Annotated in this window: 9 protein-coding genes; 6 read left to right on the top strand and 3 right to left on the bottom strand. The window is 50.0% G+C overall.

All coding sequences use genetic code 11. The annotated features are described in order from the left end of the window. The first annotated feature begins 8 nt into the window (after positions 1 to 8). Positions 9 to 1,013: a carbohydrate kinase family protein gene (locus BKD12_RS01875; protein WP_070087639.1), complete on the top strand. Its 1,005-nt coding sequence runs from the start codon at positions 9 to 11 to the stop codon at positions 1,011 to 1,013. Here the strand turns inward: BKD12_RS01875 and BKD12_RS01870 are convergent. After that, complete coding sequence (locus BKD12_RS01870; RefSeq protein ID WP_070087638.1) at positions 998 to 1,885, bottom strand: helix-turn-helix domain-containing protein; 888 nt, start codon at positions 1,883 to 1,885, stop codon at positions 998 to 1,000. The genes BKD12_RS01875 and BKD12_RS01870 overlap by 16 nt on opposite strands. 124 nt (positions 1,886 to 2,009) lie before the next feature. Between BKD12_RS01870 and BKD12_RS01865 the strand changes: the two genes are divergently transcribed. Together BKD12_RS01865 and galT are read left to right on the top strand one after the other, a co-directional pair. Continuing rightward, complete coding sequence (locus tag BKD12_RS01865; RefSeq protein ID WP_070087637.1) at positions 2,010 to 3,179, top strand: galactokinase; 1,170 nt, start codon at positions 2,010 to 2,012, stop codon at positions 3,177 to 3,179. An 18-nt stretch (positions 3,180 to 3,197) separates the two neighbouring features. After that, the gene (galT, locus tag BKD12_RS01860) at positions 3,198 to 4,703 is read left to right on the top strand and encodes a UDP-glucose--hexose-1-phosphate uridylyltransferase (RefSeq protein ID WP_070087636.1); all 1,506 of its coding nucleotides are present in this window, start codon (positions 3,198 to 3,200) and stop codon (positions 4,701 to 4,703) included. Between the two features lie 94 nt (positions 4,704 to 4,797). Here the strand turns inward: galT and BKD12_RS01855 are convergent, their stop codons facing one another. Beyond that, positions 4,798 to 6,906, bottom strand: a complete 2,109-nt coding sequence (locus tag BKD12_RS01855) for a glutamine synthetase III family protein (RefSeq protein ID WP_070087635.1) — start codon at positions 6,904 to 6,906, stop codon at positions 4,798 to 4,800. Between the two features lie 356 nt (positions 6,907 to 7,262). On the opposite strand from BKD12_RS01855, the gene gltB reads away from it, so the two are divergent. Genes gltB through BKD12_RS01840 form a run of 3 tightly spaced genes read left to right on the top strand, consistent with a single transcriptional unit; the run spans position 7,263 to position 13,771 of the window. Continuing rightward, complete coding sequence (gltB, locus tag BKD12_RS01850; RefSeq protein ID WP_070087634.1) at positions 7,263 to 11,798, top strand: glutamate synthase large subunit; 4,536 nt, start codon at positions 7,263 to 7,265, stop codon at positions 11,796 to 11,798. Between the two features lie 4 nt (positions 11,799 to 11,802). Then, entirely contained in the window at positions 11,803 to 13,284 is a 1,482-nt protein-coding gene (locus BKD12_RS01845) for a glutamate synthase subunit beta (protein WP_070087656.1), read from the top strand. 43 nt (positions 13,285 to 13,327) lie between these two features. Then, a complete protein-coding gene (locus tag BKD12_RS01840; protein WP_070087633.1) occupies positions 13,328 to 13,771 on the top strand; it encodes a GNAT family N-acetyltransferase in 444 nt (147 codons plus the stop codon). An 86-nt stretch (positions 13,772 to 13,857) separates the two neighbouring features. On the opposite strand, the gene BKD12_RS01835 is transcribed toward BKD12_RS01840, so the two are convergent. Next, a complete protein-coding gene (locus BKD12_RS01835) occupies positions 13,858 to 14,934 on the bottom strand; it encodes a mandelate racemase/muconate lactonizing enzyme family protein (protein ID WP_070087632.1) in 1,077 nt (358 codons plus the stop codon). Positions 14,935 to 14,949: the final 15 nt, after the last annotated feature.

Below are 14,949 nucleotides of genomic sequence, written 5' to 3'. Positions count from 1 at the left end.
TGAGGAAAATGGCAAAAGGAACCAAAGGAATTGCGGTGGCGGGGACGCTGATCGCAGATACATTTTACAAGATCGATACCTATCCGGATGCAGGAAATCTGACCAATATCCGGGATATCGTAAGCTATATCGGCGGGACCGGCAACATGCTTCTGGACCTGGCGAAGATGGATCCTTCGGTGCCGCTGAAGGTCAGTGGGCTGATCGGGGATGATACCCAGGGACGGATGATGAAAGGAGAACTTTTAAAGTATCCGAACATAGATATCTCGAACCTGACGGTAGAGGGGTTAAGCTCGGTCACCCATGTCATGAATGCCCAGGACACCAAGCAGAGAACCTTCTTTTATCAGGGCGGCGCCAGCGACATTTATGATGAGTCATACATTGACTGGGAGAAGCTGGATGCAGATATTTTCCATCTGGAGTATCTGCTTTTGATGGCAAAGGTGGACGGCCCGGACGAGGAATACGGAACGCTTGGAGCCAGAATCCTGCATGATGCCAGAGAACGGGGAATGAAGACATCCATTGACGTTGTGTCGGAACAAAGTGACCGGGCGGCGGGAATTGTAAGTGCGGCATTGAAATATACGGATTATTGTTCTATCAACGAAGTGGAGGCGGAGGCGGCTACCGGTGTGAAGCTTACGGGAGCGGACGGCCTTACTGAAGAAAAGGTGAAAGAGGCGCTTTTGAAGCTAAAAGAAAAGGGCGTGACCACCTGGGCGGTGATCCACTGCCCAGGGTGCGGCTATGGATATGACTGTCAGAAACAGGAGTTTGTAAAAGTGCCAAGCCTGAAGCTTCCGGAAGGGTTTATCAAAGGAACCAATGGTGCCGGAGATGCCTACTTAAGCGGCATCCTCTATGGGGCATACCAGGATATGACTCTGGAAGAAGCCATGATCCTGGGAACTGCCTGTGCGGCCTGTTCTCTTTCCGAGGTCAACGGCACCGATGGCCTTCGTCCTCTCTCAGAAGTGAAGAAGCTTTATCAGGAATTGAGATGAGACTTCCGGTACTGACCGGGGGAACAGCCCATATAACGTTTGAAGATCTGACCATAATAGGCCGGCGTGGAAAACCCAACCATGCCGGCTGTTTTTGTGACGCTTTCGCCCTGGAGAAGAAGCGGCAGGCTGTTCTGGATACGCAGGAACAAAATATAGTCAAAGATCGTCATTTTCATATATTTCTTAAAGAAACGGCAGCACTCACTTTTACAGATATTGACGTGAGCCGCCACATCGTCCAGGGATATTTCCTGCCGGCAGTGCTCCTGAAGATAGGTCAGGATTTCCCTTAGGCGCTTCAGATGCTTCTGAGAGTGATGTTCGGTCTCCGGGAGGGAAGCATAATACCGGTAGAGGCGCTGCCAGACACCTGCTAAGAGAATATGTAATTCCAGCTCGTAATCAGCGGAGGGTTCAAGAGAAAGCTCATAAATCCTTTGGATATCCCGGATGATGTCCTGCTGCCAGCCGGTATTCGGGCTTAGTTTCAGGGAATGCCAAGACTCATTGGAGGTAATAAAATCAACGAACTTGGTCTGCAGCAGGCTGTTTTCATAGCCGTAAATAAACCGGGGAGAAAAGGTGACAGAGATATAGTGGCAGTCCTGATGGTCTACCATATATCCGGAGTGAAGGGCATTACTGTTGCAGAAGAGGCCCTCTCCCTCTTTCAGCATATATTTTTTGTCGTTTACATAATATTCGATCTGTCCGGACTGAAACCAGGTCAGTTCGATCTCCCGGTGCCAGTGCCACAGAAAGGATCCCTGCTCATAAGAGCGGATGGATTCCTGGCTTACGTGGACCGGAAATTCAAAATTTCCGTGCTGTTTGATCTCTTTTTGGTTCTTTTCCGTGTGTATCTGCATGGCCTGTCTCCATTTCCTCAATATTTTGATAAAATACTCCAATATTCTTATTGTAGTAGAGGATAAATCTCATTATAATCATAGATTAGAAAGAGAAATTATGCAAGTAGAGGAGACGAAGAGCATGACTGCAAAATTGATGGAGACATTTTTAAAACTGTACGGAGAAGGCGGAGAGGTCCGCACCTATTTTGCACCGGGACGTGTTAACCTGATCGGGGAGCATACAGACTATAACGGTGGACATGTATTTCCCTGTGCACTGACACTGGGAACCTATGGTCTGGCACGTAAAAGAGAGGACCGGACCTTACGGTTTTATTCTGTAAACTTTGAAAAGCTTGGGGTGGTAGAGACCAGCCTTGACGATCTGGTGCCTCATAAAGAGGCGTCCTGGACCAACTATCCCAAGGGAGTAATGTGGGCGTTTGAAAAGAGAGGATACCGTCTGGAGCATGGCCTTGATATCCTGATCTGGGGAAATATTCCCAATGGTTCCGGACTTTCTTCTTCTGCATCCCTGGAGGTGCTGACAGGGGTGATCTTAAAGGACATCTTTGGATTTGATCAGGTAAGCATGGTGGATATCGCACTGATCGGACAGGATGCTGAAAACAACTTTAACGGCTGCAACTGCGGTATCATGGATCAGTTTGCCAGTGCTATGGGGAAAAAGGATCATGCGATTTTCCTGGATACGAATACGCTGAACTATGAGTATGCGCCGGTGGTGCTCGAGGATGCAAAGATCGTGATCACCAACAGCAAGGTAAAACACAGCCTGGTGGATTCTGCATACAATGACAGAAGAAATGAAAGTGAGACGGCGCTCCGTGAGCTGCAGACAGAGGTGGAGATCCAGACGCTGGGAGACCTGACAGAGGAAGAGTTTGAGATGCATAAAAATGCCATTAAGGATCCGATCCGACAGAAACGGGCAAAACATGCGGTCTATGAAAATCAGCGGACCATCCGTGCGGTGGAAGCGCTGAAAAACAACGATGTGGAGCTGTTCGGCAAGCTGATGAATGCTTCCCACCAGTCTCTGCGGGATGATTATGAGGTGTCCTGCGAGGAGATCGACATTCTGGTGGATCTGGCACAGGCGATGCCGGGCGTACTGGGCTCCCGGATCACTGGCGGCGGATTTGGGGGATGTACCGTCAGCATTGTGAAAAATGATACGGTAGATCGTTTTGTAGAAGAGATCGGCAAGGCTTATCAGGAAAAAGTAGGACATGAGGCAGAGTTTTATGTAGTAGAGATCGGAGACGGAGCCGGAAGGCTTTCATAGACGGAGGGGAGAAAAAAGATGTTAAATGAAAATATTAAAAAGCTGGTAGAGTATGGGATAGAGACAGGTCTGACACCGGAGTGTGAAAGGATTTATACCACCAACCTTCTGCTGGAAATGTTCCATGAGGACAGCTATGAGGATGTGGAGGTACAAAAGATACCGGTGGATGATGACGGAGAAGGCTTAGAGCAGGTGCTTTCTGAGCTGCTTGCGGAAGCTGTGAAGAGAGGCATCATCGAGGACAGCATTGGATACCGGGATCTGTTTGACACAAAGATGATGAACTGCCTTTTGCCAAGGCCAGCCCAGGTACAGAAGGAATTCTGGGAGCACTATGGACATTCTCCGGAGGAGGCGACAGCATATTATTATAAATTCAGCAGGGACAGTGCCTACATCCGCCGCTACCGGGTGAAGAAGGACATGAAGTGGAAGGTAGAATCTCCATATGGCGAGATCGACATTACCATCAACCTGTCCAAGCCGGAGAAGGATCCAAAGGCTATTGCCGCGGCCAAAAATGCGAAGAACAACAGCTATCCCAAGTGTCAGCTCTGTATGGAGAATGAAGGCTATGCCGGACGTCTGGATCATCCGGCCAGAGAGAACCACCGGATCATCCCCATCACCATCAACGGAGGAGAATGGGGATTCCAGTATTCTCCGTATGTATATTATAATGAGCACTGCATCGTATTTAACGGACAGCATATTCCGATGAAGATCGACCGGGCGGCATTTACCAAGCTGTTTGATTTTGTAAAACAGTTCCCGCATTATTTTCTGGGATCCAATGCAGACCTGCCGATCGTGGGAGGATCCATCTTAAGCCACGATCATTTCCAGGGAGGAAATTATACCTTTGCCATGGCGAAGGCGCCTGTTGAAAAAGAGGTGACGATTCCGGGATATGAGGACGTAGAGTGCGGCATCGTAAAATGGCCGTTGTCTGTGCTGAGAATCCGTCATAAAGATGAAAAACGCCTGATCGAACTGGCAGACCATGTCCTTGGCGCATGGAGAGGATATACGGACGAGGCGGCATTCATCTACGCCGAGACAGACGGAGAGCCTCATAACACCATCACGCCAATCGCGAGAAAAGTGGGTGACGTATACGAGCTGGATCTGACGCTCCGGAACAATATCACCACCGAAGAGCATCCGCTGGGCGTATATCATCCGCATGCACAGTACCATAATATCAAGAAAGAAAACATCGGCCTTATCGAGGTCATGGGCCTGGCAGTGCTGCCGGCAAGACTGAAAGAAGAGCTGGAGATCCTTGCAGATTACCTGGTAGAAGGAAAAGACATCCGCAGCAACGAAAAAATCGAAAAACATGCTGACTGGGTGGCTGGCTTCCTGCCAAAATACAGCGAGATCAGCCGTGAGAATGTGATGGACATCCTGAAAGAAGAAGTAGGACAGACCTTCGTGCACGTACTGGAAGATGCTGGCGTGTATAAATGCAATGAAGAAGGCAGGAAAGCCTTCCTGAGATTTATCGAAACACTCTAAAGGGGACAGGGGGTTTTCCAAAAAGGGACACCCGCAAACGCAAATGGGGACGTACACTTTTGCAAAAAGTGTACGTCCCCATTTGCTACATTTGCTACCGCAGCGAGAACAGCAGTTCGTCATATGTGGGATATGGCAGGCTGCCGCTTGGCATCAGTGCCTCGGCCTGGTCTACGGCAAGGCGCAGGGATTCCATGGCGGCCAGCACCTGGTCGTGGTAGGACCTTGCCGCTTCCAGCACATCTTCCTTGCCTTCGGCGCAGGCGGTGCTTTCTTCCAGCTCTTTCAGCGAGGTCATGATTTGTTCGGCGGCTGCGCTGAGCGTGGTGATGATATCTTTTTCGTAGGAGAACGGAAGCTCGGGCAGCAGCTCCTTTTTATGCAGCACTTCTTCGGTCAAAGTGTTTATGTAGGCGAACAGTGCCGGGGTGAAATCTTTTTTCACCATGTCCTGCATTGCCAGGGACTCGATGTGGAGAGTTTTTGCATAATTCTCCAGCAGGATCTCATAGCGGGAGTAGATTTCATCCTTGCTGAAAATGTGATGTTTTGTGAACAGCTCTACGTTTTTGTCAGCGATGAACTGAGGAACGGCGTCCGGCAGGGACTTCAGGTTGTAAAGTCCGCGGCGGGCGGCCTCTTCTACCCATTCATCGGTGTAACCGTTTCCATTAAACAGGATCTTTTTATGATTTTTGATCATAGTTTTCAAAAGTTCCTGGATAGCATCGTCAAGCCCATTCTCCGGCACGTCTTTCAAGGTTTCGTATATCTGATCCAGAGCCTCGGCCACTGCCGTGTTCAGGATAATATTGGGCTCGGCAACAGACAGGGAGCTTCCCGGCATACGGAACTCAAACTTATTTCCGGTAAAGGCAAACGGAGATGTACGGTTCCGGTCCGTGGTATCCTTTGCAAAATGAGGCAGTACATGAGCGCCGATCTCCATCAGTGTCTGCTTTTGCTTTTTAAAATCGGTTCCCTCCTCAATAGAGCGAAGCACGGCGGTCAGCTCATCTCCGAGGAAAATAGAGACGATAGCCGGAGGCGCCTCGTTTCCGCCAAGCCGGTGATCGTTGCCGGCGCTTGCCACGGATACCCGCATCAGATCTGCATATTCGTCCACAGCCTTGATGACAGCTAAGAGGAATACCAGGAACTGCTGGTTCTCGGCAGGAGTCTTTCCGGGATTCAGAAGATTTTCTCCGCCGTCAGTTACCATGGACCAGTTATTGTGTTTGCCGCTTCCGTTGATGCCCTCGAAAGGCTTTTCATGGAGCAGGCAGGCAAAATGATGCTTGTCGGCCACCTTCTTCATGATTTCCATAGTCAGCTGGTTGTGGTCTGCCGCTACGTTGGCGGTGGAAAAGACCGGAGCCAGCTCATGCTGGGAAGGAGCAACCTCATTGTGCTTGGTCTTGGCAGGTACGCCAAGCTTCCACAGCTCTTCATCCAGATCATGCATGTAGGCAGATACCTTTGGCTTCAGGACACCAAAATAGTGATCCTCCATTTCCTGTCCCTTCGGCGCCGGTGCACCGATCAGCGTGCGTCCGCAGAACAGAAGATCCTTTCGCTTTTTATACAGGTCCTTGTCGATCAGAAAATACTCCTGCTCCGAACCAATGGTCGTGTCCACCTTCCGCACATCCTCACGGCCCAGGAGATGCAAAAGCTTTACCGCAGAAGTATTTAAAGCTTCCATGGAGCGCAGCAAAGGCGTCTTTTTGTCCAGTGCTTCACCGTTGTAGGAGCAGAATGCAGTAGGGATATACAAAGAGCCGTCTTTGATGAATGCCGGGGAGGTGGGATCCCAGGCCGTATATCCTCTGGCCTCAAAGGTGGCGCGGAGTCCGCCGGAAGGGAAGCTTGAAGCATCAGGCTCACCCTTGATCAGCTCTTTGCCGGAAAATTCCATGATGACCTGTCCGTCTCCGGTAGGAGAGATAAAGCTGTCATGCTTTTCGGCGGTAAATCCGGTCATGGGCTGGAACCAGTGTGTAAAATGAGTAGCTCCATGCTCGACCGCCCACTCTTTCATGGCCGCTGCCACAACATTTGCCACGTCCAGCTCCAGATGGGTACCGTTCTGGATCGTTTTGTGCAGAGCTTTGTAGATGTCCTTTGGCAGGCGCTCCCGCATGACCTTGTCATTAAACACAAGGCTTCCGTAAAGTTCCGGTATCAGTTTCGTATCATTCATAAAAGCAGCTCCTTTCTTTTTCAAAAATCCGGTAATAGATATCCGCAAAAAGCAGCTCCGGATATTCAGGGCATGAAAAAAGGCACTTTGGAATTCACCAAAGCGCCCTTGCTTCATGCATTGAAGTATACACGAAATTTTGAAAATGTCAATCAAAAATTTGAAAAAATTTTCACAAATAGAAGAAGATCTGTAAACGGACAAAAAGTAAAAAAGTATTTACAAATTTTCAAAAATGGAGTATAAATGTACCTAAGATGACAAAGAAGTCACCCGGAATACGTCAGAAATGGCGTGGGCTTTCTTTGCCATCTTTTTTATTTTTAGAAAAAATCCGAAAAAAGGGGTGAACACATATGGGCAGCAGAGAAGGACTGTACGATCCGGTGTTTGAGCATGATAACTGTGGAATCGGAGCGGTAGTTAATATTGACGGGAAGAAAAGCCACAAGGTTGTAAGCCAGGCGCTGCAGATTGTGGAAAATCTGGAACACCGGGCAGGAAAGGACGCGGAAGGAAAGACAGGAGACGGTGTGGGGATTCTGCTACAGATTTCCCATTCTTTTTTTCAGAAAGCATGCAAAAAAGCCGGCATTGAGATCGGAGGGGAACGGGAATATGGCGTTGGAATGTTCTTTTTCCCACAGAGCGAGCTGAAGAAAAATGAAGCGAAAAAAATGTTTGAAACCATTGTAAAAGGAGAAGGCCTTACATTTCTGGGCTGGAGAAAGGTGCCGACTGTTCCGGAAGTCCTGGGAAACAAAGCCAAGGCATGTATGCCTGATATCTGGCAGGCATTTATTGAAAAGCCGCAGGAAGTAGAAACCGGCCTTGCGTTTGACCGAAGGCTTTATATTGTCCGCCGGGAATTTGAGCAGAGCAGCACTGATACCTATGTGGTGTCTCTGTCAAGCAGGACGATCGTATACAAAGGGATGTTCCTGGTGGGACAGCTTCGGACATTTTATAAAGACCTGCAGAATAAAGATTATCAGTCAGCCATCGCCATGGTCCATTCCAGATTCAGCACCAACACAGAGCCAAGCTGGGAGCGCGCACATCCGAACCGCCTCATTGTTCACAATGGTGAGATCAATACCATCCAGGGAAACGTGGACCGGATGCTGGCAAGGGAAGAAAACATGGCGTCCCGGTATTTTGAAGGGAAGCTTTCCAAGATCCTTCCTGTAGTGGAAAGGAGCGGGTCTGATTCTGCCATGCTGGATAATGCACTGGAATTTATGATGATGAACGGCATGGATCTTCCGCTTGCTGTGATGGTGACCATTCCGGAGCCCTGGGCGAATAATGATACCATTTCCCAGGATGAGAAGGATTTCCATCAGTATTATGCGACGATGATGGAACCATGGGACGGTCCGGCCTCTATCCTGTTCTCCGACGGAGACATGATGGGCGCAGTACTGGACCGGAACGGGCTTCGGCCGTCCAGATATTATCTGACCAGAGACAATTGTCTTTATCTGTCATCAGAGACAGGAGTATTAGAAGAGATCCGGGAAGAGGATATCAAAGAAAAAGGAAGGATCCACCCGGGAAAGCTGCTGGTGGCGGATACGATTGGACACAGGCTTAAGACAGACGAAGAACTAAAAGAATACTATGCAAAAAAGAAGCCCTACGGCGAGTGGCTTGATCAGCATATGATCGAACTTCGTGATCTGAAAATCCCGAATCAGATGGTGGAGCAGTATACGGAAGAGACCTGCGCAAGGCTTCGGAAAGCTTTTGGATATGCTTATGAGGAATATCACGATACGATCCTGAACATGGCGCTGAATGGCTCGGAGGGTATCACATCCATGGGAATCGACATCCCATTGGCTGCACTTTCAAAAGAATTTCAGCCTCTGTTTTATTATTTTAAGCAGCGGTTTGCACAGGTTACCAATCCGCCGATCGATGCTGCCAGAGAAGAGATCGTTACCAATACCAGCGTCTACATCGGAAAAGAAGGCAATCTTTTGAAGGAATATCCAGAAAACTGTCAGGTGCTCAAGGTCAAAAATCCTATTTTATCAGATACCGATCTTCTGAAGATTAAAAACATGAAGGTTCCGGGATTTTCCGTGAAAGAGGTGCCGATCATCTGTTACAAAAACACTCCGTTTGACAAAGCGCTGGAACGCCTGTTCTTAGACGTAGATAAGGCATATAAAGACGGAGCTACGATTGTGATCCTGACAGACCGGGGCGTAGATGAGACGCATGTAGCTTTGCCGTCCCTTCTGGCTGTATCAGCGGTACACCATTACCTGGTGCGGACCAGGAAGAGTACGTCTTTATCTCTGATCCTGGAATCCGGGGAGCCAAGAGAGGTGCATCACTTTGCAACGCTTCTGGGATATGGGGCCTGTGCGGTGAATCCGTATCTGGCGCATGAGACGATCCGGGAGATGATCGAGACGGGACTTCTGAAAAAGGATTATTATGCGGCGGTGCAGGACTATGATCATGCTGTCTTAAGCGGGATTGTAAAGATTGCGTCCAAGATGGGTATTTCTACGATCCAGTCCTACCAGGGGGCGCAGATCTTTGAGGCGATCGGTATTTCAAAGGAAGTCATCGACCGGTATTTTACCAACACAGTCAGCCGTGTGGGGGGCGTGACCATGGAGGATATCCAGGCAGATGTGGAAAAGCTCCACCGTGCGGCCTTTGACCCTCTGGGGCTTGGCACAGATCTGACCTTAAAGAGTCTTGGCCGCCACAGCTTCCGAAGCCAGGGAGAACACCACCGGTATAACCCCCAGACCATTCATCTTTTGCAGCAGGCGGTATGGAACGGGGACTATGAGATCTTTAAAAAGTATACGGAGCTGGTAGATCAGGAGGATACCGGATATTTAAGGAGTCTTCTGGAGTTCGATTATCCGGAACAGGGTATCCCCATCGATCAGGTAGAAAGTGTGGAGAACATTGTACAGAGATTTAAGACGGGTGCGATGTCCTACGGCTCCATTTCCCAGGAGGCCCATGAGACGCTGGCTCTAGCTATGAACGCCATCCATGGAAAGTCCAACAGCGGAGAGGGAGGCGAGTCTCCGGAGCGTCTGGAGTCAAAGGGAACAAAAGAAAACCGCTGCTCGGCCATCAAGCAGGTGGCAAGCGGGCGCTTTGGCGTGACCAGCAGATATCTGGTCAGCGCGGATGAGATTCAGATCAAGATGGCTCAGGGAGCAAAGCCGGGAGAAGGCGGACACCTGCCCGGGAAGAAGGTATATCCCTGGATCGCAAAGACCCGGTATTCTACACCAGGCGTCAGCCTGATCTCACCGCCGCCTCACCATGATATCTACTCCATTGAGGATCTGGCACAGCTGATCTATGATCTGAAGAATGCCAACAAATATGCCAGAATCTCGGTGAAGCTGGTATCCGAGGCAGGAGTCGGCACCATCGCCTCCGGCGTGGCAAAGGCCGGAGCACAGGTAGTACTGATATCCGGTTATGACGGCGGAACCGGCGCAGCGCCCGGAAGCTCCATCCACAATGCGGGCCTGCCCTGGGAGCTGGGACTTGCAGAGACGCACCAGACGCTTCTTCGGAACGGGCTTCGCGGCAGGATCAAGGTGGAGACAGACGGCAAGCTGATGAGCGGACGGGATGTGGCCATTGCGGCCATGCTGGGAGCAGAAGAGTTTGGGTTTGCCACGGCACCCCTGGTTGCGCTTGGATGCGTGATGATGCGGGTCTGCAACAAGGATACCTGCCCTATGGGAGTGGCGACCCAGAACCCGAAACTTCGGAAATGTTTCAAAGGGAAGCCAGAGTATGTGATCAATTTTATGAAATTTATCGCTCAGGAGCTTCGGGAATACATGGCCCGCTTAGGTGTGCGCACGGTCGATGAACTGGTGGGAAGAAGCGAATTTTTAAAGAAAAAAGAAGTAACGGCAAATCCGCGGGCTTCCCGGATTGATTTAAGCGCGGTGCTGAATCATCCTTATTCTGCTGAAAATAACGTGCCGGGAACTTATGACTTTGAACTGGAGAAGACTCTGGATGAGACAGTTCTTTTGCAGGAGCTGGGCGAGAAACTGAAAAAAGGGATGCCAGGAGAAGTAAATGTACATGTCAAAAATACTAACCGGACCTTCGGGACCATGTTTGGGTCTGAGATTACCAGACGCTGCCCGGAAGGCATGGAGGATGACACTTATCAGATTCACTGTACCGGAACAGGAGGGCAGAGCTTCGGGGCGTTTATCCCCAAAGGACTGACCATCGAGCTTCGGGGAGACAGCAATGACTATTTCGGCAAAGGTCTGTCCGGCGGCCAGCTGATCATTGCTCCGCCAAAAGAGAGTACCTATCCGGCGGAGGAAAATATGATCATTGGGAATGTGGCGTTTTACGGAGCTACCTCCGGCCGTGCTTTTGTAAACGGTGTGGCAGGCGAACGGTTCTGTGTCCGTAACTCCGGCGCGACGGTAGTCGTGGAGGGAGTAGGAGATCATGGGTGTGAATATATGACAGGAGGCAAAGCCGTGATCCTTGGGCGGACCGGAAAGAACTTTGCGGCCGGTATGAGTGGTGGCTTTGCCTATGTGCTGGATGAAGAAAATGCACTGTACCGCAACATCAATAAAGAGATGATTTCCATGGAGGATGTAAACCAAAAAGCAGATAAAGAAGAACTGAAGCGCCTGATCAGCGAGCATGTAGAAAAGACAGGTTCACAGAAAGGGAAAAAGATTCTGGAGGCATTTGAAGAATACCTTCCAAAGTTTAAGAAAATCATCCCGAACGATTATAAGAAGATCCTGAGTTTAAGCCTGCATTATGAGGAGCTGGGGATGAAGCCTGAAGAGGCACAGGTAGAAGCTTTCTATGAAAGTACGGGACAGAAACGGACAGGAGGGATATAAAAATATGGGAAAAGCGACAGGATTTTTAGAATATATGCGAAAAACGGGGCCGTGCAGACCACCGAAAGAGCGGATCGGCGATTTTAAAGAATTTCATGAGCTTCTTCCGCTCGGGGAGCAGAAGCTTCAGGGTGCAAGGTGTATGGAGTGCGGTATTCCGTTTTGTCAGTTCGGAGCCATGCTTGGCGGCATGGCCTCCGGCTGCCCCTTACACAATCTGGTGCCGGAGTTTAATGATCTGGTTTATCGGGAGAATCTGGAAGGTGCGTATCAGCGTCTGCAGCAGACAAACTGCTTCCCGGAATTTACCTCCAGGGTATGCCCGGCACTCTGTGAAGCTGCCTGTACCTGCAATGTCAATACAGAGCCGGTTTCTACAAAAGAAAATGAGAGAACGATCATTGAGTATGCCTTTGCACACGATCTGGTGCGGGTAGGACCGCCAAAAGTCCGTACCGGTTATCGGGTGGCGGTCGTAGGGAGCGGACCGTCAGGACTGGCGGCAGCCCTCCAGCTCAACCGCCGGGGGCATGAGGTGACGGTATTCGAGCGGAAAGACCGGATCGGAGGTCTTCTCATGTACGGGATTCCCAACATGAAGCTGGATAAATCAGTGATTGAAAGAAGAAGGAAGCTGATGGAGGAGGAGGGGATTACCTTTGTCACGGGAGTGGACGTGGGAAAGGATAAGAAAGCCGCCCAGATCCTGAAGGAATATGACCGGGTGGTTCTTGCCTGCGGAGCGTCACAGGCAAGAGATATCAAGGCGCCGGGAAGAGAAGCAAAGGGAATCCGCTTTGCGGTAGACTTCCTGTCGGAAGTGACAAAAAGGCTTCTGGACTCTGATTTTAAAGAGATACCATATTCCCTGGCAAAGGGAAAAGACGTAGTGGTCATCGGCGGCGGAGATACGGGAAACGACTGCGTGGGCACCGTGATCCGTCTGGGTGCAAAGTCTGTCACACAGCTGGAGATGATGCCAAAACCGGCAGAAGAACGTACCGCGTCCAATCCATGGCCGGAGTGGCCAAGAGTCCTGAAGACAGACTATGGTCAGGAGGAATCCATAGAAGTCTTTGGGAAGGATCCAAGAATTTACCAGACTACCGTGGAGGAATTCATTCCAGGCAGCAAGGGAGAGATTTGCAAGATCAAAACGGTGGGACTGGAATTTCAGAAAAATGAAAAGACCGGACGCATGGACATGAGTCAGGTGCCTGGCAGTGAAAAGATCATTCCGGCGGATCTCGTGCTGATTGCGGCAGGCTTTACCGGAGCCCAGGATTACGTTATGGACGCTTTTGGCGTAGAAAAGACGCCTCGCGGAACCGTGGCAGATAAAGAATATGAGACTTCTGTGCAAAAGGTATTTACTGCGGGAGACATGCGAAGAGGACAGTCTCTGGTGGTGTGGGCCATCCATGAGGGAAGAGAGGTCGCAAAGGCGGTGGACGAATCTCTGATGGGGTATACAAATCTATCCTGATGTTTTATTATAAAGGAAGAAGAAAAAAGAAGGGAAGAAGGCCATGGAGATCAGAGAGTTGAATATGTCGGATATTGAATCAGTCAAGAGGCTGATGATCGATATTTTTTCAGTAGAGCCATGGAATGATGTGTGGACGGATGACAAGCTTCATACGTACATCCGGGAACTGATGGGAAACGAAAATTCCTTATCCTTCGGCGTTTATCAGGACGAAGTACTGATCGGCATAGCGCTTGGCAGGCTGAAAAGCTGGTATGAGGGGACGGAATACTGGATCGACGAGTTTGGAATCCTTCCTAAGATGCAGCAGGCAGGAATCGGGTCTGGATTTATGAAATCCATCGAAGAGAAAGCGGCGGAAAAGGGAGCCGTATACATCACGCTTCTTACAGAGAAACAGGTGCCGGCCTATCAGTTTTACAGGAAAAACGGGTTTCAGGAAAGAAAAGAAAACGTATTTTTTGTAAAACAGATTGGGAAGTGATGGCGAAATAAAATATCATGCTTAAAAGAAAGGAAGAACTGGATCATCCGGCGCGGGGATGTCCGTTCTTCCTTTTTTTGTCACGATCAGAAGGAGATATCGAGTCCCAGGCCCGGCTTATCCAGCAGCCGGAACTGGTCGCCTTCGATTTCAAATCCGCCTGGCATGCCTGTATCTCCGTCCTTGTAGAACAGGAAGGTGTCACAGTCTGCCTCGGTGATGTTCTTCTTTGCGGCTACCAGGCTTAATCCGGCGGTGATGGAAATCTTTGTTTCGATCATGCAGCCTACCATACAGGGGACACCAAAGCTTTCTCCGATGGCATTGATCTGGGCGCCTCTGTACAGGCCGCCGCATTTCATCAGCTTCAGGTTCATAATGTCTGCGGCCTCTGCTTTACAGATCTTGGCGGCGTCCCGGATGGTATGTACGGACTCGTCCAGCATGAGCTGGATCCCGCTGCCCTGTCTGCGAAGCCTTGCGGCTCCATCCAGATCCCAGTCGGGCAGGCATTGTTCGATGGCTTCGACGCCGTACTTTTTCATCTCGGTCAGCATGGCAATGGCCTGGCTGTAATTGTATCCCTGATTGGCATCCACTCTCAGGCGGATATCCGGGCCGACGGCTTCACGGATCAGAGATATGGCCCGCAGATCCTCTTCCGGACAGATCCCGGTCTTAATCTTCAGGATGTGGTAGCCTAAATCTTTAACAAAGTGGACAGCTTGCTCTGCCATTTTCTCCGGAGGGTTGATGACAACCGTGATATCATTCTGGACAACATTGTCGTATCCGCCCAGTACCCGGTATAAGGGCTGTCCCATCACCTTGCCCTTTAGATCGTAAAGAGCGATATCAACGGCGCATTTTGCGGAGCCGTTTCCATGGGCCAGGCCGTCCATCATCGCATGAGCTTTTTCGATATCCAGAGGATTCATGCCGATCAGTCCCTGGCGGAAAAGGGAGAGGATCTCCAGGCAGCCGTCTACCGTCTCACCGGTTACAGGTGCGAAGGGCGCCGCTTCTCCATAGCCCACATAGCCTTCATCTGTCTCGATCTTGACGATGATGCTGACGGTGTGCGTAATCTGGGCGAAGGCCACATTGAATGGTTCTGACAGTTCGATCGAAAATTTTTCCATTTTTACGTCTGTGATTTTCATAAGTTCCTCCTTTGT

It is taken from the genome of Merdimonas faecis (assembly GCF_001754075.1).
Lineage (GTDB): Bacteria > Bacillota > Clostridia > Lachnospirales > Lachnospiraceae > Merdimonas > Merdimonas faecis.
Note: the sequence above shows the minus strand (reverse complement) of the source record. Positions and strands in the feature narration are given on the sequence as shown.

Bases quoted from the DNA above. Each gene is read 5' to 3' on its own strand.
- BKD12_RS01875 (WP_070087639.1), top strand. From the start codon at position 9: ATGGCAAAAGGAACCAAAGGAATTGCGGTGGCGGGGACGCTGATCGCA.
- BKD12_RS01870 (WP_070087638.1), bottom strand. From the start codon at position 1,885: ATGCAGATACACACGGAAAAGAACCAAAAAGAGATCAAACAGCACGGA.
- BKD12_RS01865 (WP_070087637.1), top strand. From the start codon at position 2,010: ATGACTGCAAAATTGATGGAGACATTTTTAAAACTGTACGGAGAAGGC.
- galT (WP_070087636.1), top strand. From the start codon at position 3,198: ATGTTAAATGAAAATATTAAAAAGCTGGTAGAGTATGGGATAGAGACA.
- BKD12_RS01855 (WP_070087635.1), bottom strand. From the start codon at position 6,906: ATGAATGATACGAAACTGATACCGGAACTTTACGGAAGCCTTGTGTTT.
- gltB (WP_070087634.1), top strand. From the start codon at position 7,263: ATGGGCAGCAGAGAAGGACTGTACGATCCGGTGTTTGAGCATGATAAC.
- BKD12_RS01845 (WP_070087656.1), top strand. From the start codon at position 11,803: ATGGGAAAAGCGACAGGATTTTTAGAATATATGCGAAAAACGGGGCCG.
- BKD12_RS01840 (WP_070087633.1), top strand. From the start codon at position 13,328: ATGGAGATCAGAGAGTTGAATATGTCGGATATTGAATCAGTCAAGAGG.
- BKD12_RS01835 (WP_070087632.1), bottom strand. From the start codon at position 14,934: ATGAAAATCACAGACGTAAAAATGGAAAAATTTTCGATCGAACTGTCA.